Genomic DNA, 22,546 nt, shown 5'->3' with positions numbered 1-22,546 from the left:
GCCTACCTATTTATATGAGTCATTCTTGAACTCAAGTACGACATTAAAAGTTCTTCTAACGGAAGTCCTGTATTGGCAGGAACGTACTCGCAGCGGTTTTTTTCGCAGACTTCCATAATGCTTCTTTTGTGCGCTTTGAACTTTTCCTTGTAGGCTTTGCGTACACGCTGCGCATCCAGTTTGATATCACCCTTATTCTCCATCCCCTTGAATTTTACCATGCCCTTGAGGTCAAAATCCAATTCCATGGGATCGGCCACATGAAAAAGAACCAATTCATGATGATCATAACGCAAGCGGGAAAGGCCATCATTCAATTCATCTGGCTCCAGTAGGCAATCAGAAATCACCACAACGATTTGACGCCTGCCAATGCGCTGAGCAAAATCCATCAGACTCGTTCCCATCGCTGTTTTTTTGGCCGGTTCACGTTTTTCAATCAGCTCACTGATTTTATAAACCGCCTGCATCGAATTACTCGGTGGTAGATAATCCACTATCTTGTCATTAAAGACTCCAATGCCGACGCTATCTCTCGCACTTGTCACCAGGTAAGTCAATGAAACCGCTAAGTAGGCCGCATAATCCAATTTACTTAAGTCTCCGGATTGAAAACGCATCGACTCAGAAGCATCGAGAAAAATTTGAGATATAAGGTTGGTTTCTGCTTCGTACTGCTTACAAAAGTACTTATCTCGCTTGTAGTAGACGTTCCAGTCAATATGCTTCGGGTCATCCCCAGGCATATATTCACGGTGACCGGCAAATTCCACCGAAAATCCATGGAAAGGCGATTTATGGGCTCCCGCAATATTGCCTTCGACAATGCCCTTGGGGTCAATGCCGTAGGCTCCCACACGAGAAATAACCCGAGGGTTTAAATATTTAGCTAGTACTTTCATCGATTAAGCGTTCTGCGGAATCGTTTCCAGAAGGTGATTGATAATATCTACGGAATTAATACCCTCGGCCATAGCTGCAAAGTTAGGTGCAATTCGATGGCGTAAAACGGGAATCGCCACTGCCGCTACATCTTCGGTGGACACATGGTAATTACCATTGAGAATAGCGCGGGATTTCGCTGCTGAAATTAAGGAAAGTGAGGCACGTGGTCCTGCACCAAAAGCCATCCATTTACGTACAAAATCAGTGGCTTCAGGCTTAGTATGACGCGTGGCTCTCACTAAATTAATGGCATAACGCAAAACGTGTTCCGCTACTGGGGCCTTTTTGATGATTTGCTGATAGCGCAAAATATCTTCGCCACTGATTGCCGATTCAATCTCTTCAAAAGTTCCGGATGTCACCATGCGTACAATTTCCATCTCTTCTTCATCTTCGGGATAATCCACAAAGAGATTAAATAAGAAGCGGTCCTGCTGAGCTTCAGGCAAGGGGTAAGTTCCCTCTTGATCAATCGGATTCTGAGTTGCTATAACAAAAAATGGTTTTGCGAGTGGATAAACTTTTCCACCTATAGACACCTGCTTCTCTTGCATTGCTTCAAGTAAGGCTGCCTGAGTCTTGGGTGGTGTACGGTTGATCTCATCCGCAAGAATAATATTAGAAAAAATCGGGCCTGCCATAAATTTAAACATTCGTTCTTTAGTCACGGGATCATCTTGAATCACCTCAGTACCCACAATATCGGATGGCATAAGGTCGGGGGTAAACTGAATCCGTTTAAAATCTAGATCTAATGCCTCACAGAGTGACGTAACTAAGAGCGTTTTGGCTAGACCTGGCACGCCGACGAGCAAAACGTGACCACCCGCAAAAATAGAAACGAGTAAATTATTCACCACTTCATCCTGGCCGACAATCTTTTTATGAATCTCTTTTTTCATTCGCGCATAAGCATGACCAATTTCTTCGACTAATTCAATATCATTACTTGTGCTTGTCAAAACTTCACTCATACCTAAACCTTAATTAAAATTAAAAACTACACTAATAACGTACTAGATTACTTTATATTGTTTTAGCAATTGCTTTTTTTACAATTATTTTTATTATCCTTATATAAGACTCATAAAAAAACCACAATTCACTCACGACTCCAAGACTATTAATTTGATCAAGTTCAATAAATTATTTGAATGATTCACCCCTAGGAGATCTAGCACTTCATTTAATAAATCATTTATTGTCAAGAAAACCTCTTCTCGTAAATCATCATATATCTCAAACAGCACTCAAACTTGCTAAATGACTTATTCACAAACTTTATTCGTCATTTATAATTATTTTATTGCCTCTCAAGGTGTTTAGCTTTTCTTCTGCCCCCGGTGGCAACCGGACTTGCTGGGAGGGGGACGGAGTCCCTACTCTGCGGTAAATATTTTATTGCCTCTCAAGGTGTTTAGCTTTTCTTCTGCCCCCGGTGGCAACCGGACTTGCAGGGAGGGGGACCGAGTCCCTACTCTGCGGTAAAATAAAGGGACGTATTCCGCCTCACTCCGGCGGGGAGGTGCTGCCACACAGGCGGATGAAAAACATTAAATAAGCTTGAGGTTTACACCGCCTCACTCCGGCGGGGAGGTGCTGCCACACGGGCGGATGAAAAACAAAAAAGCCCCGGCATTGGCCGAGGCTTTTTGTCTTAGTTAATGACGCTTACTTAGCTTGCGTTATCTTCAGTGTAAAAATATCCTTACAAGGAAGTTTTGTCGGATTGAGTTTTGGTAAAGTAATTTCAATTCCCTTGGCGGTTTTCACAAATTGAAGTTGACCTTCTACACCGAGCATTGTGACTTGTGAATCATCGCTCACTTCAATATCACGAATCTCAATTTTTCCGCTATCAGGCCATACCGGAAGGAGTCCGTATATGACATCAGCTTTCTTAGTGAAATAGAGTTGCTTATGAGCATTTCCTACTTGGGGTTCTAAGGTCATTTCAAAGATGGGGAAACCCGATTTGAAATCAGATGCGGTGAATTGAGGAATATTGCCCTCGCTCCATTGACAAGCTTTTTTCCATACCACGGTATCGTAGATGGCTTCACCATTCACATTCATCCATTTACCCATGTCAATCAAACGATTTTGCATAACAACTGGAATACGGCCATCACCTGTTGGACCAATATTGAGTAAGAGATTACCCCCACGACTCACGAGGTCCACTAACATAAAGACGAGTTTACGCGTGCTATTATATTGCGTGTAATCCTCGTTACGATTAAAACCAAATGAGTGGCCCATACCGCGATTTTCTTCCCAGGGTTTATCAATATTTTCAAAACCTGAACCATATTCCGTTGTGAAGTAGCCACCATGCTTGCCGCGTCCTTTACCCCAACGATCGTTAATCACCACTTCATCGCGATTCATTGCGCCATTAAAAAGCTGCGCTAACAAAGGTTTTGTCTGCCAGTAATTATCATCTGCCCACCAATCGCCATCAGAGAAAATGAGTGCGGGTTTATACTTGCTCACCAATTCACGGAATTGAGGATACATAACTTCTTTCACGTACTTATTATGCTTCTTCATATCAATATTTTTGGCTTTCTTTTTGAGGTCAATGCGATCGTCATAAGGGTTGAACCAATCCCAGATTGAGTAGTATAAGCCCATTTTCATTCCGCCCGCAGAACGTACCGCATCACCAAGTTCCTGGCAGAGATCGCGACCCGGACCCGAGTCAACTGAATTCCAGGGCATGCCAAAAGATTTACTCGCTTCTTTATTGGGCCAAAGGGTATAACCATCATGATGTTTGGCAGTTAAAACTACATACTTAGCACCGGATTTCTTAAAGATATCGGCCCATTGATTTGGATCAAACATTTCACAGGTGAATTTATCACGAAAATCTTCGTAGTCAAAATCTTCTCCGTAGACGCGATTATGAAATTCATTCACTTTCAAATGGCGAGACATCTTAATTTCTTTCTGTCCGACGGGTTTCACTTTGAGTGCATTCCAGTACCATTCAGCATAAGTTCCATGCGGAGCAAAAGACGGCACCGAATAAAGTCCCCAGTGAATGAAGATACCAAACTTCGCTTTATTATACCAAGCCGGAACGGGACGTGAATCTAAGGATTCCCAATCAGCAGTATAGCGTTTTTTCATTGGCTCAGCCGCCATCGCTTTTGCAATCGCAATCGCTTTTTGACGGTCTTCTTCATCATAATCCCAGTAATCTTCAATAATTTCATTAAAGGGGAATTTTTTATCATCTTCTTTGTAATCGGCACGCAATTGCTTGAGCTGGACTTTCAGTTCTTTCACGAGAAGCTCATTTTCTGGCTTATCGTAAACATTATTCATTTCCTTTGGATCATTAACTAAGTCATAGAGTTCCCAGGCAGGCGGAGTACTCGGTTCATTGGCCCATGATGATCCGTAAAACATAATTAGTTTATGAGTCTTTGTGCGAATCGCTATATGTGCAGGGTTATCGTGGTGGAACATATTCATCCAGTAATGATAATAAGCGGCGGTTTTACTCGTGCTATTTTCTTTACCCGTTTCAAGCTCATCTTTAAAACTGCGTCCCTGCATATAGTTAGGTGTTGCGACTCCCGCAAAATCTAACATTGTCGGCGCAAAATCCACGTTCTCAGTAATAGCGTCAAGTTTCAAACCTGCTTTGATACTCTTAGGGTAACGAATAATAAAAGGCATGCGCATGGTTTCTTCATAGGCCCAGCGTTTATCGATATAATCGTGCTCACCAAGCATAAAGCCTTGGTCACCAGTATAGATAATCACGGTATTATCATAGAGCCCTTCAGCCTTGAGGTAATCAATGACACGTTTCAAGTTATCATCGACGCCTTTCACACAGCGCAAATATTTTTTGATATACTTCTGGTAAGCCTGCTTTTTATATTCCTTATCAGAAAGATCCTGACTAATGGCTTCATCGGGAAAGGCTTTAGCCAAATCAAGGCCCATATTACGGCGTGGATTGCGTTTGCCCACTGAGGTTCCAATCTTGTCGCGCAAGTCATCATTTATACCTCTCGTAGCAATAGAGCCATGATTCCCCTGCTCCCACATGCTTGCGGGTTCAGGAATGGTCACATCCTCGAGGTAAGAATCATAACGCGGAGCATTTTCGAACATATCGTGAGGCGCTTTGAAGTGGTACTTCAAGAAGAAGGGCTTGGTCTTATCGCGCTTACCCAAATAATCCAAAACTGAGTCAGTGATACAATCGGAACTATGCCCCTCCATTTTCACCATGGATTTTTTCCCCTTCTCAAAAAAAGTTGGGTTAAAGTATTTTCCCTGCCCCTTCAGAACTTTATAATAATCAAAGGCGTCAGGACGATCATGCAGATGCCATTTCCCTATTACCGCAGTGCTATAACCCGCTTTTTTCATTTCATGGGCTAAATACTGTTTTTCAACTGGCAGTGGATCGGCTAAAATCGGCGCCCCATTGACCGCGCTATATTGACCCGTCATTATGCTCGCACGACTCGGAGTACAAATGGCATTGGTACAAAAAGTATTGCTCAATAAGGCTCCTTCTTTCGCCAGCGTATCAATTGTCGGACTTATATTAAATTGCGCTAAACGACCTCCATAAGCACCAATGCCTTGGGTCGTGTGATCATCTGCCATCACAAAAAGTATATTGGGGGATTCTAATGCCCAAGAACTGAGGCTCGCCGCCATAAGTCCAAAGCTATAGATAGATTTTTTAATATTCATTTTTTTCTCCGTTATGATTAATTTAAACATGATTCAAGTAGGAGACGTCGGCCTATGAATTTTTTGGACAGCATTAGGATTTTCTTTCTCTGAACGGGTATTTAATGCTTATCGACCTTGGCATTTATTCCCTTAATTAAGTATAGTAAGAGCATTATTTAATGTTTTTGGGATCAACCATGGAAGACGTTTACAAAACTCGTCAGACTCTTATTCAAAAAGTCAAAAATCAACATGATGAAAATGCCTGGGAAGAATTTCTGCAGGTCTATCATAAATATATTTTTGCGATTATTAGGGGATCTGGCATCTGTAAAAATGATGCCGGAGATATCATGCAGGATATTCTGCTACGTCTTTGGAATCGACTTCCGCAAATGGATGAAGGTGAAATCAGACGCTTTCGAAGCTATTTAGCCACCATTACAAAAAACTGTATCACTGACTTCCTACGCAAAAAAATGCGTCACAAAGGAAAGCTTGAGCACGTGGCAGAAACAGGTCTCGACCTCCACAGTTCTGAGCTCCCAGAGATTGATACGATTGCGAGGCGTGAATGGGAGAACTACTTAACTAATCAGGCACTGAAAAATATTTCTAATGCTTTTTCAGGCAAGGCAATTGAAGCCTTTAAGCTTACGGTTCAGGGCAAGGAACTCGATGAAATTGCTGAACTCTTAGATATCCAAGCTCAATCAGTTTACCGCTTACGCGGCCGCGTTAAAGCCAAGCTCATTGAAGAAGTTGCTCGCCTCCGCAAAGAACTTGAATAGCCCCTTTATTTACTGATAAAAGCTTGGGAGCTGATGACATCGATCAGCAAATCTTTGAAGAGGTAGTTGCCTTGCTGACTTTTTGCCAAAATCTTTGTGATCTCATCTTTGTCTGTCACCGTAAGGTGACGACCCACCCCGTGTTTCAGTAATTTCGATGCTAGATTTCTTGCAAAAAGATCCTTTCGTTTCATCAATACCTGCTTGAGACTCGCTAGATCGTGAAATTTTTCACTCGACGCAAGTTCTGAACTACCATCGACTTTAATTCCCTTCCGCTTAATTTTTATATTTTTCCGTACATCCCAAAAAGACCTATTATAATTCGGACGAAATTCTCCTATGGGATCATAAAACTCTAAGGGAAAGCCATAGGGATCGATCTTGGAATGACAATCAGCACATGTTTCCACATCACGGTGTTTCGATAGCCTTTCTTTTAGAGTTTTGGCTCCACGTATATCGGGCTCAAGAGCTTCAACATCTGGGGGAGGTGGTGCGGGCGGAGTTCCCAAAATATTTTCCAAGATCCAGGCTCCACGAATCACGGGTGAGGTTTCCACACCATTCGCACTCACGGTTAAAACACTTGCTTGCCCCAGTAAGCCACCACGTGGCGTGCCCGCAGGCCATGTTATCTTTGAAAAACGTGGACTAACCACACCTTCGAGCCCATAAAGTTCCGCCAATTGCTTATTCACAAATGAATAATCCGCATCAATAAAATCTGTAATTGGACGATTATTATAAAGAATATAATCAAAAAATCTACGCGTTTCTTCCTGCATGAAAGCTTCTAAATTATCACGGTAATAATTGTGGAATTTCCTCTTGTCAGGAGGCATCTCACCCAGCTTAGATAAATGTAACCAACTATCCGTGAAACTCTTGGTCAAATACGCTGCTTTAGGATCACTCAACATTCTTTCTACTTGAGTTCGTACAATTTTTCGCTCTTGTAAGAAATCATTTTTCGCAAGATCCATCAATGCTTTATCAGGCATTGACCCCCAGAGGGCATAAGACAAACGACTAGCAATTTCGTAGGAACTCAACTGAATTCCAAACTCATTTCTTTCGGGAATAAACAAAAAGTCGCGCGATACCATTACCGCCTGCAAGGCCATCAAAAGGGCTTGACGCTTGCTCTTTTTCTTACTTATCACTAGCTCTTGCGCCATTTTGATATAAGCCTGCATTTCCCCAGCTTTTATTGGTCGTCGATAAGCTTTCTCCGCAAAAGCATTAATCACCTTGTGCAGACTAATTGCCACTCTTTCGCCCTGCATATACAAATCGTTGGCAATAGGCAAATCATCTAGTGGCCCCTCTAATTCCAAGTTGTGAATTCGAATCACAGGCCCTTTCCAAGACTCTGAAACCATTCTTCCCGGAATCGCATTTTTCCCTGTAATTGTATAACGATGAGCGCCCTCTTTGGCTGAGTAAGTAATATCATCGTGGTATTTGGCGACGACATAACGCATCCATTTGTCCGAAACTCCTGGTCCATTGTGCCAATTGACGAAAGGAAATTCACCTTTATCGAGCCAAACCGTACACTCATATTCCTCTTCATTATTATCTTTTAAATCATAGACAGCCAATAAGTTCCTATTGCTTCCTCCCGAAGGTGTCATACCCATAAATGAGTCGGAAATATAGAGCCCCAACTGCATTGGCACGCTTAAGTCACAAGGAATCATACTGGCATCATAGGGATGAGTCAGGCGATTCACGGCTCCGGCACTGATGCGTATTTTGTAATAACCAGCTTTTAAATTATTGCGCTGCACAAGTAATTTTTTAGGTACACTGGCTAAAGAATTGTGCGTTGACAAATCTCTTTGTCCTGAACCAATATCTATGTATTTATCTTGATTATTAAAGCGAAAAACCCAATCACCATTCGTCTTGGCATCTAAACCCCAATCACTTGGCTTGATCGTCCTGATTTCACTTGTTCGTTGAGGCCCAAATTGAAAGGCCCTTTGTAGATATTTTTGAGCCGCATCAAGATAGCTATCTAAATGCGCTTCCGACATAATTTGACTTTCACCAATATTCACAAAGCCGTGATCATTATCATCTGCAGGGAAGCCAGTAGTGAAATCCAAATATTCTGTATCTATGTCCAAGAGATCCCGGACGGTATTTTTATACTCTTGAATTGTCAGCCGACGCATCACTGTTCCCGAAGTTCTTCGGCTCTTTTCCAATTCCAGCAGGCTTGTACTCAGAAAGCTAGTGATTTGTTTTAATGCCTCACTTGATGGTTGATGCTCAGCTTTTTTAGGAGGCATCTCCCCTAGGTGAAGCTGATCCAAAATATCACTTAAATGAAAAACTGTATCTTCAGAATTTAGATCTAGTTTTGCGCCCTCTGCAAAAATATTATCGAGCCTCACATCACCTTTTTGTTTTTCCGCACCATGACATTTCACGCAGTAATTATCGAGGAACGGCTTCAGGATTCTACCATCAATTTCATAACTCTCATCTGCGTTTATTGCCGCGAAAGCAAAGAGTACTAAGCTCAAGAAAATAAACTTTTTCATGAAATTCGTTCCAAGTTTTTTAGCGGCCCTTGAGATTTATTAAAGCTATCAATTTCCAAACCAAAATTCTGCAACATCGAAAGATATAGGTTGCTAAGTTCAACCGATTCATTATTTTTTCGTTGGTATTTCTTATGCTCTCCATGCTTAAAACCACCGCCCGCTAATACCACGGGTAGATTGCGATTACTATGGGAATTCCCACTACTCATGCCACAACCAAAAAGCGACATAGTGGAATCGAAGAGTGTTTTTCCTGAAGGCTCTTTAATCGCTTTTAGTTTATCCAAAAAGTATGAAAATCCCGCCATCTGACTTTTTTCTATGAGTAGTAATTCTTTCATTGTCGATTCCACATTGCCATGATGAGAGAGGGTATGCATATCATGGCTCACACCTTCAAATCCACCATAATTAGGTCCCAAGCCAGAGAAACTTAATGAAATCACTCGAGTTGAGTCGGTTTGCAGCGCGAGTGCCATTAGGTCGTAATAATAATTCATCCGTTGGGCAATATCCAATTGATCCACATCTGGATTTAAAGTGTAGTTACTTTTGGCTTTGGGACGATGCAACCAAGTGCGCGACTGTTCAGCGCGTTTCTCTAGTTCTCTGATTGAAGTGAAATATTGATCGAGTTTATCTTTATCCGATTGACTGAATTTATTTTTATATTTTTTAGCATCCTCACGTACGAGATCTAAAATGGATGATTTATCTTTTAAGCCTTGCTCAAATTGTATTTTTTGTTTTTTTCCTTTATTCAAAAATAAAATATTGTATAAATGAGAAACTTTTGTGATTTGAGCTTTCGCAATACTATTTTCTGACCACGATATATAGTTCATGGTATTGCTTGTCGCTCCCAGTACTAAAGAGGGATAACGCGTTTCACTCCCTACAAATTGAGCTGCTTTTTGGTCTACAGAAATATTCCCTTCTGCGTAGCCCCTTGCTTGAGTCACGGGGATGCCATTTAAAAAATAGCGCGTGGACTGATGCCCTCCTCCGATATTATGATCTAAGCCCGAGAACACTGAAAAATCTTTTTTATGCTGGGCCAAAGGTTCAAGTAAGGGACTCAGCTCGTAATCAAAGCCAGTCTTTTCTGGAGTGAAATATTTAGGCATCAAACCATAGAAAACCGCCGCGCAAACCATTCTTTTGGGTGACTTCGATGGATCATTTGAGTTCGCCATTGATTCGAGCATCGGCAAGGCCATTAAAGCCCCACCTGCGCCTTTCAAAAAGGTTCTTCGATCTAATGCTTTAAATTTTTTCACGTACATAAAAATCTCTCGTTCTTTATTTACTTTACAGAGAAAGGTAAGACTTTCTTACACATATCCATAATTAAAAGGTTTTATTATTAGACGTCACCAATCATTAATTTTGGACACTACATAAGTTTAGCGCACAAAAATTATGATTGTTACAAATCATCTTAGCAAAAATTCGATGATCTACCTCATAATACAGTGAGTGCGTAGCACTCATGAAAAGTCTGTATCCAGCGATGCACCCTCATCCGCCCGTGTGGCAATACTTTTTATCGCCTCCCAGGGTGGGCACACCCTGCAGGGATGGGGACAGAGTCCCAGGGCTGTAATCAAAACACAAAAGGGGGTTATTCCGCCTCACTCCAGCGGGGAGGTGCTGCCACACAGGCTGATGAAATAACCTTAAATTTATCGCCTCCCAGGGTGGGCACACCCTGCAGGGATGGGGACGGAGTCCCAGGGCTGTAATCAAAACACAAAAGAGAGATTATTCCGCCTCACTCCAGCGGGGAGGTGCTGCCACACAGGCGGATAAAATAACCTTAAATTTACCGCCTCCCAGGGTGTTTAGCTTTTCTTCTGCCCCCGGTGGCAAGCGGACCTGCAGGGATGGGGACGGAGTCCCAAGGTTGCGTGAAAATAAAAACAAAAGGGGATTATTCCGCCTCACTCCGGCGGGGAGGTGCTGCCACACGGGCGGATGAAATAACCTTGGGTTTACTGCCTCTCAAGGTGGGCACACCTTGCAGGGATGGGGACGGAGTCCCGATACTGTAATCAAAACACAAAAGAGAGATTATTCCGCCTCACTCCAGCGGGGAGGTGCTGCCACACCGGCCCGGCTGCCACCGTAGGCAGATAATTTAATTAAATAGTTTTTTAAATTTTTACCGCCTCCCAAGGTGTTTAGCTTTTCTTCTGCCCCCAGTGGCAACCGGACCTGCAGAGATGGGGACGGAGTCCCTGTAATGGGTCAGCGAAATCTACTTAATTTGCGATGCCAGCATTAGTCCCATCAGTTAAAACTGAGGCAAAGTACTTCAGTTTTTAGGCGAAATACTTTTTCTATAAATTATTTATAATTAGTGATTTATATATATTATTTTCCTGTCTGAGACAGCGAAATCGATCCGGTGGGTATTGTTAAAAAATAATATTCATGCCGAAGGTATGACGGTAAAGCGTTGGAGCGAAGCTCCGAGTGTAGGGATCTTAGTTTTTCAATCGCCTCTCAAGGTGGGCACACCTTGCAGGGATGGGGACGGAGTCCCGATACTGTTGAACCAAACGCTTAACAGCGGGTTACGGCTGCCACCGCAGGCAGATAAAAAAACTAATTCCGTTTGAGACAGCGAAATCTATTTAATTTGCGATGCCAGCATTAGTCCCATCAGTTAAAACTGAGGCAAAGTACTTCAGTTTTTAGGCGAAATACTTTTTCTATAAATTATTTATAATTAGTGATTTATATATATTATTTTCCTGTCTGAGACAGCAAAACCTAGACAGCAAAATCCCCCTATCGAGGATTTATAGCATTGCTTTCATATATATGAATCTATGTTTCATATATATGAATCTATGTTCAATATGTATAATATTCTTTACGTATATTATCACCTATATTATAAAATATATGATCATGTACATTTAATCTAGATCACCACTACAACTTGGAGAATAAGATGAACAAGAAATCCTTTACCTTAATAGAATTATTGGTAGCGGTAGCTATTATTGGAATCCTAGTATCATTGCTCTTACCGGTATTAAGTAAAGCTCGAAAAAAAGCCCGAGGGGAAGTGTGTATTTCACAGATTAAGCAATTGAATTATGCGTTGAATATGTTCACCGAGGATAATGATGGTTATTTTCCTAGACTTACCTATACACCCAACGGCAGTTATTGGACAACGTGGTGGATGGGTGAAAATGGCACCTTATACAATACCCCTATCGCTGGGCGTCCTTTAAATCAATATTTAGGTAATTCGACAGCTGTCGCGGAATGCCCCAGTGACTACGGTAAAACTATAGCCGATTTGCATGGATCATCTTATGAACAGAACAACGGCTATATAAATGGTGCTATTGGGAAAGGGAGCAGGGGAGGCAAAGTCCACGCCGAAACACTAACAGATGTTATCAATCCGTCCTACCAGGTAAGTATAGGAGAGCAATCATACTACTGGAGAGCTAAAAATAGCAGTAATAACATATCAACAGTAAAGGCTACTCATAGCGATTGGGGTAGACTTAATTTAGGTTTTGTTGATGGTCATGTTTCCGCAAATATTTATGTCCCCATATCTCTAAAAACCACCGCTCAGTATACCTTAGAAAATGCTCCGTGAAATCTTTTGGCCACATGTCGCTAAGTTATTAAGTAATACGATTTATACAAGACTGGCCAAAATAGTATCACGCTTGCCCCTTTTATTCGAAGTTATGAAATTAAGGGAGCGAAATTAAGGGACAGGCCTTTATAAAAAGCTGATTCAAAAAGAGTCTCTAAACGAGGCTCTTTTTTAGTATTAAGAGGGTCAAAATGAATGCTGAAATCCACTTTTTCTTTTAGTTGCTAGAGAGCTAAGAAAACTAATCAAATTCTTAGCCGACTGAGTACAAAGGCGACTAAAATAAAAACGAAGAACTCAAGACGGCTTAGTAAAAAATGATCATTCCTATTGGTGGCAAGCGGACTTGCAGGGATGGGGACGGAGTCCCGATACTGCGGACCCAAACGCTTAACAGCGGGTTACGGCTGCCACCGCAGGCGGATGAAAAGACAAATGAATTTATCGAACTTAAAGCTTGGGTTGCTGCCACACGGGCGGATGAAAAGACAAATGAATTTATCGAACTTAAAGCTTGGGTTCCTTCCACGCAGGGATGCCACTCTGAGCTTTCTGCTTATCAAATTGTTCAATGAAGGGCTTGCCCGTATCGAGTGGCGCATCTTCATTCACCATAAGTGGACGAACTTCTAACCACCACGCATCAAATGATTTGAGCATTTCCGCTGCAATCTCGGGGTATTCTTGGCTGACATCCTTTTTTTCGCCCGGATCTTTTTCGATATTATAAAGTGCTTTTCCCACTAAGCGCCATTTTTCAGTACGTACTGCAAAGCGAGTATATTTGGCGCCTTCGGGATCAGTATTGCCTTTACCCCAACGATCACCTGCACCTTTCTTATTCCAGCGAGCCCCATGAAAGAAGAGATTCCTATCGGCCCATTGAGCTTCTGGTTTATTGATTAAAGTAAGCAGACTACGACCATCTAAATCAAGATCATCGGAAAGTTCCGCACCTGCGAGTTCCGCAAAAGTCGGCATTAAATCATAATGGCGCGTCAATTTTTTGACGTCTACTCCGGCATTAATTTTCCCTGGTAAACGCATGAATAAAGGAACGCGAGAACCACCTTCATTGGCACTTGCTTTCGCGCCTTTCATGCCCGCGTTAAAAATCCTTGATCCCACCGAGCTACCATTATCCGTCATGAAAATAAGCAGTGTATTATCCGCTAAGTCCCACTCATCGAGTTTCGTCATCAGCAGACCCATATTTTCATCAATATTAGTGATCATCCCAAAGAAGGCTTGCTGCTTATCTACTTTGGTATGATCGGCATACATTTTCTTATAATTGTCCGCAACAATAAAAGGTCCATGGGGGGCATTGCTTGCGATGTACGCAAAAAAGGGCTTGTCTTTCTGCTCTTTTATCCAGCCTAAGGCCTGCTTAAAAAAGACATCTGTACAATAACCCTCAGTCTGAACAAACTTTTTATTGTGTTTTATGATTGGATTAAAATAACTGGTTCCCGGCACGGCGCCTTGTGTTCCTGGATAATTTTGACCGATGCCACCTGCTCCATGAATAAAGACTTCATCGAAGCCACGTTGATCGGGTTGATACTCATCCGCATCCCCCAAATGCCATTTTCCGAAAATCCCCGTTGTGTAACCCGCACTTTTCAGAACTTCTGCCACCGTGGTTGCTTCCAAAGTCATGCGTTCACGCTCTAAAATAGTGTGTGTAATTCCATTCTTATAAGGTGCTCTACCCGACATCAAAGCCGCACGTGTGGGTGCGCAAGTGGGGCTCGCGTGGAAATTAGTGAAGCGTTGGCTTTGGCCATAGAGCTTATCTAAATTTGGTGTTTTGATAAAGGGGTGTCCATGACAGCCGAGGTCGCCATAACCTTGATCATCGGTCATCACCAAAATAATATTGGGTTTAGAATCCTTTAAAGAATTTTCTGCTTGAGAACTAAAGGGAACGATCGCGCTCATCATCGCCAATGCGGTATATAATTTATTCAAAATCTACTCCTGTGTTTTTAGTCAGTTAAATCTAAGTACTTCTAAAAATTTTACGATTGGACCTCGCAACAAAAATTAATGCCTCTTTTTCTCCTAACTGAATCCCTGAGCTCGCTTTAGCAATACTCAAAACTTTTGAAAACGCTTATTTCCCTGTCTAAATCTAATACATGGCTCAGTCTCTTATTTTAACTGCCAGCATTTGGCATTAACAAAAAAATAAGGAATACCCTCAATGAAAAAAATTCTCTTAAGCCTCTTTTGTCTCTGTCTATTTCCCTCAGTTTATGCTGATGATATCGCCACAGAACAAGCGAAGTATACCAAGATTCGTAAAGAAGCCATGAAGAAATACATGCCTCAAAACGTCAAGCTACAAGAATTGCATGCGAGCGTAAATGTACTCAATGAAGAACTCATGAACTTAGCCATCAATCTAAATTCAAATATTGCGAATGCCGAAGTAGATGCACGCTGGAAAGAGCTTGTCAAAAACCAAGCAAGCTTAATTGAAAAAAGTACTAAGTTCAAAAATGCCATTGAAAAACGACGCCAGCTATTTGTACAAATGGGAGAATTGCTCAGTGAATTAGAGCCAAAACTTCGCGAACAGGGCAAGCGTATCTGGGAAGCCAAACAGAAAGCACAAATCTAAACACGAGAAAAACATCTGTCGGGATGAGAGTTGATTAATTCTTTTTAATCAGCTCTAATCCCCTCACTCTTGGATCCGCTTTCCTGCGAGAACAATTTCGATCTCAACATATTTGGCAAGCTGTTTAATCCGATCGTTTTCAAATTGCCCCTCTTCAATAATCAATTTTTTAAGGCCCAATTTCTCATTCATTAACTTAATTTTTTCATGCCCTAACTTGGTTTGACGAATATCCAAGACCTCTAGGCGCAAACCTAAAAGACGCTCAAAATCAGAAAAATCACTGCCATGAAAATCAATGGAATTTATATCCAGGCATGCAAGTACATTATAGGGTTCCTCGGTAGCAATTGGCAAAATGAAAATCTGATAAGGGGCTTCACTCAGATCTAAATGATTAAACTCATTGCCACGAGATAAAGTAAGCTCAGCAAAAAGCCAATGCGCTTTATTATTGAGTAAATCAAGTAGATTTTTCACCGCCTTTGTATAGGACTGAGGATCAGAATTTTCACTGCGTAAAACATGATAGTAAAAAGTTTGATAGGCCACATACTTATATTTAGAAGTAATAAACGATTCCAATAAATCCCCTAGTTGGCGATTACTGAGTAAAGTCGCATCATCGACTTTAATCCGAGCATATTCACTGGAAATTTCATATAAAATCGGATTCGATTCACTATAAGCGGCTGCCGCTTTATTAAATTCTTGGAGCGTAAAATGCAAGTCACCTTTAAAGCTCAAAAGCTGATTCTTATCCAATTGACTCTCAGGATCTAACAAGGCTTTATCTACCGATTCAATCATAATTCGCGTCGTTTCATAATGCCCCCCCAGGGAACTCTGATGCACCAAGGAGCGTAAATCTTTATCCAACTTCTGCTTCAATTCATTTTCTGTCTTATACAAGAAAAAATTTTCTTCCGCGTCGCTCTGAGCGGCCAAGGCTTGATTCTTTTCATGGCTAATTCGAACAAAAGAAAAAGCCCCAAAACAAATCAACACCAAGAGGAAGGTCATTGTGATTGAAAAAGTTTTCTGGTGTCTCTTCATTAAAAGCTTCAGCTGCATCCATGTTGAGGCGTGTTCGGCTTCAGTCGCAAAACCATGCTGATATTTTACAATTTCGTTTTGAAGCTCTTCTACAGAAGTATAACGCTCTTCTGGATCTCGTGATAGTGCCTTCATGCACACCGCACTCAAACTCGAGGGAATAAACTGATCGGGATAAGTTTCTTTCGCCCCTGAAATAATGCCCTGCTTCGTCTTTCTTATTAAGTCTTCCATATTATCGGCAGAAATGGGCGGATGCCCCGTCAGAATAGCGTAAAGTATTGCTCCTAAAGCATAAACATCGCTTCTCTTACTCTTTTCACAATCATCTCCAATTTGCTCGGGAGCTAAGTAGCCCGGCGTCCCCTTCACTTGGCCTGACAGGGTTACATCATTGAGCATATCGAGCTCCTCAGAACTTTCATTTTGCTCTGGAACTTTGATTCTTTGATCAATAATTTTGGCCAAGCCCCAATCATAAACAACCACTTCCCCAAAACTACCGACATTGATATTTTCCGGTTTTAGATCCAGATGAATAACACCTCGAGAATGGGCATAGGCAATGGCATCGCAGACTTTTTGAAAAAGTCCCAGTCGCTCATTAAGTAAATTTTTATTATTGCCCCTATCCTTCAGTAGCAAAGCTAAGCTTTGACCCGAAATAAAATCCATGGTGAAATAAGGAGACTTATTTTCATCGAGTCCGATATCGTGAATCGACATGATATTTGGATGCTGGAGACGTGAGGTGATGCGTGCTTCACGCAAAAAATCTTCATAATCAAGTTCATTTTCGTTTTTCAGTGGTGTCGCCAACGCTACATCGCGACCCGCACAAAAGTCGTGAACTCGGTCAACTCGTTTTTCTCCCCCAGTGAATGACTCAAGCACTTCGCCATATCGCTTTCTATCAATACACAAAGAATTCAACAAAGGAGTCACTTCACTTAATTCTTCTGCATTTAGCTCTGAAAAATTATATAAGTCATGTAAATCCAATTGTTCGCTGAAGTCATTCTCCAGCTCGTCTAGATTCTGTAGTTTTTTAGATAGATCCATTTTTCATCTTCTATAAATCCAAGCTTTCATAAAATATAAACTGAGTTCATTGCTAGCCAAACAATTGGCCCTTTTTTTATGATACACCAAAGATAAGAGGCTTTTAACTGTTCATGTCATTAAACCCGTCAAAAAAAGGACTCCCCCCCATGACTAAGCTCCTACTTTCAAGTTTTTTGCTCGGCCTCTCTCTGTTAGGAGCCGAAACCCCGCGCCCCAATGTCATTATCATCATGACCTACGACCAAGGTTATGGCGACCTCGGCTGTCATGGACATCCCTTTATCAAAACGCCAAATATTGATAACTTTGCCAAAACTTCTCTACGTTTAAGTAATTTCCATCAAATGCCGATGTGTACCGCTTCTCGTGCGGCACTGATGACGGGTAAATATGCTGAGCAAACGGGAGCCTGGCGCACTAGTCTCGGACGTACAATGATGCGTGGTGATAACATCACCCTCGCGGAAGTATTCAAAGACCAAGGATACAAAACAGCTCACTTCGACAAATGGCATCTAGGTGATCAATGGCCAAGTAATCCGCAAGGACAAGGTTTTGATGAAGTTCTCGGCCTACGTTGCGGCGCCATTGGCCAAATTGCCGATTATTGGGGCAATGATTATTTCGATGATACCTATTACCGCAATGGAACTCACAAGAAATATAAAGGTTATTGTACAAATGTTTTTTTTGATCAAACCATACGTTTCATCTCAGAACAAAAAAATGAGCCCTTCTTTATTTACTTGGCTCCCAATATTCCCCACCTTCCCTCAATGTTGCTGACAAGTACTCTCAGCCTCATGTTACGAAAGGAATCGACCCAAAATTAGCTATACTTTACGAACGCTCATTCAAAGCCTATCTCAACTCTCCTTTAAATCCAGAAATGGATGAACGCATTGTATTTTTCTATTATTTCATGACTCGCAAACCCGAAGATCGTAAAAAAGCCTGTGTTATTTATAAAAACTGGCGCCAGCTCGGTGATAAATTTTTCTATGATATCAGTAATGATCGTCGCCAAGAAATTGATAAGTTGATATCGGTAATTATTATCGATTTCGAAGGTGATATTGAGGTAGATGATTCACTTGTCCAAGCATACCAAGGCGCTTTAGCGCTAGAGGCTGCCTCCGCTACTAACACCACGAATTCACGTATTCATTTCGGCGCTACCAATAGACTCTTTCGTCCAGGAGGAAAGCTGAGCTGGGACTTTAAAATGATACCGCCAGGTAAGTACAAAGTCGAAGTCATCACAACTGGTTACAAACGCATGGCCTGGCACGAAAAATCCGCACCACGTGATATGTACAACACTTTTAAAGTCAGCGAAATCGGGGAAGTCACCATTACTCAATCAGGAAATTACACTCTCGATCTTCGACCCTTAAAAGTCATTAACAAAAAACGTGCGGGACTCAATATCCGTCAAGTACGCCTCATCCCTGTGAATTAATCATCAAAGATTAAGTCAATTTCAAAGAGCTTATACCATGCAACACGGACTTCAGTCCGTGCTTACATGGTATAAAAAAGTGCGTACTGCATAGTTAAGGTCTAGGGTGTCCACAGATCACTGGCCCAGGGTTCAGCTCCCATATTAAGTAGCTGAGCACCTGATTTACTTTCCACATGACCATCGATAAAAACTAAGTTAGCTTTTCCTTGGTGGCGTGCAATACGCAGACTCTCGTCTGAGTAGTAAACTTTGCTTTCATCAGCCAAGTTTGCGTACCAGATAGTGCTAGAGTTATTATAGGAATCGATAAAAAAAATCGTATCTGCCGCATGGTTAGAACTTAATTTTAAATTGGCGTGATAGCCCTCTTGAACACTAGAACCATTATCGTGACCGAGACGCCAATTCATGGAATAATTATTCGTTGAGTAATTAGTCATGTCGGCGCCATTAGGACAACGATATATACCATTTTTATTACTTGTATTTAACTCAGGCAAGTAAGCCTGTGTAGAAAGTTTTTTTGCCCAAGGATCAAAGTTCTCGGTCAATGGGCCATAGTCATCAAAATCTTCTGAATACATAAATGCTGCCATTGAGATTTGTTTGAGTTTGTTCTTACAAACACTGGCCTGAGCTTTTTTACGCGCCTTCCCTAAAACAGGCAGTAACAAAGAAGCCAAAATCCCGATTATGGCGATTACCACGAGTAATTCAATCAAAGTGAATTTTTTCATTATGCATCTCAATTTATCTTAATATATAAAAAATTAGACGAACTCAAAAAATTCTTTTAGACAAGACTCTCACATTTTATATAGAAAGAACGGTTTTAATTACTTAGTCGACTCGTTATTAGTGCTGAGTAGGTGCTCAGCGCTCCCAGGCATCGTAAGATCTAAGCTTAATATAATTAAAATGACGAGTCATAAAATTTATATTCTTCAGGATGACTCAAGTGATTTTTTATTTGCCCTTTGCTTTGAAAATGTTTAAGTCCTTTATCCATTCCCTTATAACTTTTCCATAAAGGATCTTTAAAATCTGTGGGCAAAGTACTTGGATAATCATTCATCAGTTGATCAAACTCTTTGCGCTTAATTGCATACTCGGCATTATGAGTCACATTTTCATAGCCGCGACCATCAAAAGAGCCATGAGTTTTATAAAAACGTCCTCTTGGCTTATCGTAGAGTGGTGCGACGGCCTCGAGCATGAAATCTTCAGTGCGCACTAAACGAGATATTCCTGGGAAGGCATAAATAACTGGCTTGGTTTTTTCACTGTTACCCGTGAGAAATAATTTGAGACTGTTACCATCAACATTTTTGTCTTTAGGAAGACTCAAGCCTGCAAAATCAACAAGCGTGGGCAAGACATCAGTAAAATCAGTTAGCTGACTGACCATGCCACGCTGCTTAATACCCGCGCCAGCGACGATCATGGGTACGTGTATACCATACTCGACTCCTCTGCCCTTGGATGAAGATGTCGTACCATTATCCGAGCTATAAATAATAATCGTATTCTCTGCGACTCCAGATTTTTCCACTTGCTCCACGATCTTCCCAACGAGCTTATCCATATAGCGAATTTGATTTTCGAAGCACTTGCGGCCCTCGGGACTGCCCTTGCGGTAATGCTTATTGGAGGGTTTGGCACCCGCGGCGACTTCTATGGGAGTGACTGTATGAGCCGTATGTGCCAAGGCCATCGGATAAACAGCTAAAAAAGGCTGCTTGGCTTGCGCATTGCGTTTTATGAAATCGCAGATAAAATCTGTATAGATATCGGGACCATAATCATTCATCGTCGTTTTCATAAGCTTGCCATTTTTAGCGAGGTGGGGCTTCCAGTATCGCGAAGTTATCACTTCTTTAGAAAGCGCACCTACTTCCCAGTTCTCATCTGGCACCAACGTTTCTCCAGTAATTTTCTCTAAGGTATTGGCACTTGCGTAATAAACGTATTCATCTATTCCCAACTTATCGTTTTCCAAGCCTAACTTACCCCCGAGATCATTATGCCATTTCCCTGCGAAGCCAACTCGGTAGCCACCATCATGGAGAATCTTGGTGAATTGAGGGAGCTTATTTTTTCTTACATCACCATTAGGAATGAAATTGAGCTTATTATCGTAACGTCCAGTATGAAGCGCATAATTACCGCTAAAGAACACCGCTCGTGAGGGACCGCAAATCGCCTGCCCCCAGCAAGTTTGAAAGGCTACACCGCGCTCCGCTAAGCGATCAATATTCGGTGTCTTTGAGGCTTCCTTACGAACACCATAAACACCAAATTCTTCAAAACCTACATCGTCGCTCAAGATGACAATTATATTGGGCTTATCACTTGCCGTAGTACAGAGGCTAAATAATAAAAGTAGACTTAGAAATCTCATGGAATTTCCTTATTTATGATTAATTTAATCACATGACGTGGAGAATTAGCACACTTAGACATTTTTTCGTTTTTTGACAAAAAAACATTGTGAAATACCAGCTCTTTCCAGTGCTAAACTGACCATCTATGTAGATTTACTACGGCTTCGCCATCCAGATTCTTAGGGCTTGCTCAGGTTTATTTTAATTGTTATTAAAATTATGGCGTCCAAAGATCTTCTTCATAGGGAACCGAGCCCATATACAAGAGTTGTTGACCAGAGGTATTCTCTGCATGTCCATCGACAAAAATGACATTGCCTTTATTCTGATGACGGGCCACACGTAAAGTTTTGTCTATATTAAAAATCCCATTCTCTGAGAGGCTATTCTTCCACAGAATTGCATTATTATTATAAGCATCTAGAAAAAATATTATTGATGAAGCATGAGTAGAATCCAAACTTAAATTGGCATGATACCCCTCTTGAGTATCGCTACCATTATCCCAACCTAAACGCCAGTTCATGGCATAATTAATAGCCCAGTAATTCGTTATTTCAGCACCATTGGGGCAACTATAAATACCATTGTTATCACTCGTGTTTAATTCGGGAAGAAAATCATTCTCTGAAAGCTTTTTGCTCCATGGATGACTCTCCTCATTTATGGGAGCGTAATTATCCTCGCCCTCCGCATACATAAAAGCTGCTATTGATATCTGTTTAAGTTTATTGAGGCAAACAGTGCTTTTTGATTGCTCTCTCGCTTTTCCTAAGGCAGGTAAAAGCATTGATGCCAAAATACCTATAATGGCTACCACGACTAATAATTCTATAAGTGTAAACTTTTTCATCTTATCTCTCAAATTAGTTTAATCTATATTTGGAGACGTCCAAAAAAAACAACTTTAGACAGATAAAGTATAAAAAAATCACAACTCATCCATGAGCAAGCGATGAATCTGTGGATCATAAAAGGAAGTATTGGTACTATTAATCAGGCAAGGAATTAGATTTATTTTTTAGTGCTGAAAGCACGTATTAACTTAGCCTAGTTCGTCAGAGCTAGGGAAAATGAGTACATGAAGAATTAGTGAGTTCTGTAGGAACGTATTAAAGCTCTAATCCATGCTTACAGCATTCATAACACTATTCTATAATACTTCCCAAGGCTTACGCCATTGGGCTTAATTGAGTCATGCTTACAGCATTTTCGATTAAGATTTTTTATCTCTATTTTAGTGCCGGATTACTAGATACTCCCCATTTACATGGGTCGCATCAACTCGGTAATCGAGGAGAAT

Annotated in this window: 15 protein-coding genes; 5 read left to right on the top strand and 10 right to left on the bottom strand. The window is 41.3% G+C overall.

Going from position 1 to position 22,546, the window contains the following annotated elements; translation table 11 throughout:
• Nucleotides 1–2: 2 nt before the first annotated feature.
• The 3 genes from PQO03_RS00930 to PQO03_RS00920 form a co-directional block, all read right to left on the bottom strand.
• Nucleotides 3–902, bottom strand: a complete 900-nt coding sequence (locus PQO03_RS00930) for a DUF58 domain-containing protein (protein ID WP_274150594.1) — start codon at nucleotides 900–902, stop codon at nucleotides 3–5.
• 3 nt (nucleotides 903–905) lie between these two features.
• Nucleotides 906–1,919 (bottom strand): AAA family ATPase, encoded by a 1,014-nt coding sequence (locus PQO03_RS00925; RefSeq protein WP_274150593.1) that lies wholly within the window; start codon nucleotides 1,917–1,919, stop codon nucleotides 906–908.
• A 697-nt stretch (nucleotides 1,920–2,616) separates the two neighbouring features.
• Nucleotides 2,617–5,676: an alpha-L-fucosidase gene (locus tag PQO03_RS00920; protein WP_274150592.1), complete on the bottom strand. Its 3,060-nt coding sequence runs from the start codon at nucleotides 5,674–5,676 to the stop codon at nucleotides 2,617–2,619.
• 179 nt (nucleotides 5,677–5,855) lie between these two features.
• Between PQO03_RS00920 and PQO03_RS00915 the strand changes: the two genes are divergently transcribed.
• Nucleotides 5,856–6,449: an RNA polymerase sigma factor gene (locus PQO03_RS00915; protein ID WP_274150591.1), complete on the top strand. Its 594-nt coding sequence runs from the start codon at nucleotides 5,856–5,858 to the stop codon at nucleotides 6,447–6,449.
• Nucleotides 6,450–6,454: 5 nt separating this feature from the next.
• Here PQO03_RS00915 and PQO03_RS00910 read toward each other — a convergent pair whose 3' ends face one another.
• Nucleotides 6,455–9,007 carry a DUF1592 domain-containing protein gene (locus PQO03_RS00910; RefSeq protein WP_274150590.1) on the bottom strand — a complete coding sequence of 851 codons (2,553 nt, stop codon included), beginning with the start codon at nucleotides 9,005–9,007 and terminating at the stop codon, nucleotides 6,455–6,457.
• Nucleotides 9,004–10,296 (bottom strand): DUF1552 domain-containing protein, encoded by a 1,293-nt coding sequence (locus tag PQO03_RS00905; RefSeq protein ID WP_274150589.1) that lies wholly within the window; start codon nucleotides 10,294–10,296, stop codon nucleotides 9,004–9,006. Before PQO03_RS00905 ends, PQO03_RS00910 begins: the two co-directional genes overlap by 4 nt.
• Nucleotides 10,297–11,972: 1,676 nt before the next feature.
• On the opposite strand from PQO03_RS00905, the gene PQO03_RS00900 reads away from it, so the two are divergent.
• On the top strand, nucleotides 11,973–12,641 hold the full coding sequence (locus PQO03_RS00900) for a type II secretion system protein (RefSeq protein ID WP_274150588.1): 669 nt from the start codon (nucleotides 11,973–11,975) through the stop codon (nucleotides 12,639–12,641).
• 510 nt (nucleotides 12,642–13,151) lie between these two features.
• On the opposite strand, the gene PQO03_RS00895 is transcribed toward PQO03_RS00900, so the two are convergent.
• Nucleotides 13,152–14,591: an arylsulfatase gene (locus tag PQO03_RS00895; RefSeq protein WP_420792847.1), complete on the bottom strand. Its 1,440-nt coding sequence runs from the start codon at nucleotides 14,589–14,591 to the stop codon at nucleotides 13,152–13,154.
• A gap of 262 nt (nucleotides 14,592–14,853) precedes the next feature.
• Between PQO03_RS00895 and PQO03_RS00890 the strand changes: the two genes are divergently transcribed.
• Nucleotides 14,854–15,273, top strand: coding sequence for a hypothetical protein (locus PQO03_RS00890; protein WP_274150586.1), 420 nt, complete (start codon nucleotides 14,854–14,856; stop codon nucleotides 15,271–15,273).
• Between the two features lie 63 nt (nucleotides 15,274–15,336).
• On the opposite strand, the gene PQO03_RS00885 is transcribed toward PQO03_RS00890, so the two are convergent.
• A complete protein-coding gene (locus tag PQO03_RS00885) occupies nucleotides 15,337–17,391 on the bottom strand; it encodes a serine/threonine-protein kinase (RefSeq protein WP_274150585.1) in 2,055 nt (684 codons plus the stop codon).
• 149 nt (nucleotides 17,392–17,540) lie between these two features.
• On the opposite strand from PQO03_RS00885, the gene PQO03_RS00880 reads away from it, so the two are divergent.
• Both PQO03_RS00880 and PQO03_RS00875 read left to right on the top strand, forming a co-directional pair.
• Entirely contained in the window at nucleotides 17,541–18,227 is a 687-nt protein-coding gene (locus PQO03_RS00880; protein ID WP_274150584.1) for a sulfatase-like hydrolase/transferase, read from the top strand.
• Between the two features lie 56 nt (nucleotides 18,228–18,283).
• On the top strand, nucleotides 18,284–18,856 hold the full coding sequence (locus PQO03_RS00875) for a hypothetical protein (protein WP_274150583.1): 573 nt from the start codon (nucleotides 18,284–18,286) through the stop codon (nucleotides 18,854–18,856).
• 101 nt (nucleotides 18,857–18,957) lie between these two features.
• Here the strand turns inward: PQO03_RS00875 and PQO03_RS00870 are convergent, their stop codons facing one another.
• From PQO03_RS00870 to PQO03_RS00860, 3 genes are all read right to left on the bottom strand, one after another.
• Nucleotides 18,958–19,596 carry a prepilin-type N-terminal cleavage/methylation domain-containing protein gene (locus PQO03_RS00870; RefSeq protein WP_274150582.1) on the bottom strand — a complete coding sequence of 213 codons (639 nt, stop codon included), beginning with the start codon at nucleotides 19,594–19,596 and terminating at the stop codon, nucleotides 18,958–18,960.
• Nucleotides 19,597–19,772: 176 nt separating this feature from the next.
• Nucleotides 19,773–21,260, bottom strand: coding sequence for a sulfatase-like hydrolase/transferase (locus PQO03_RS00865; protein ID WP_274150581.1), 1,488 nt, complete (start codon nucleotides 21,258–21,260; stop codon nucleotides 19,773–19,775).
• 200 nt (nucleotides 21,261–21,460) lie between these two features.
• Entirely contained in the window at nucleotides 21,461–22,096 is a 636-nt protein-coding gene (locus PQO03_RS00860; protein ID WP_274150580.1) for a prepilin-type N-terminal cleavage/methylation domain-containing protein, read from the bottom strand.
• Nucleotides 22,097–22,546 lie beyond the last annotated feature (450 nt).

The organism is Lentisphaera profundi (assembly GCF_028728065.1).
In the GTDB taxonomy this organism is placed as follows: Bacteria; Verrucomicrobiota; Lentisphaeria; order Lentisphaerales; family Lentisphaeraceae; genus Lentisphaera; species Lentisphaera profundi.
This window is presented reverse-complemented; position numbering and strand designations above follow the sequence as displayed.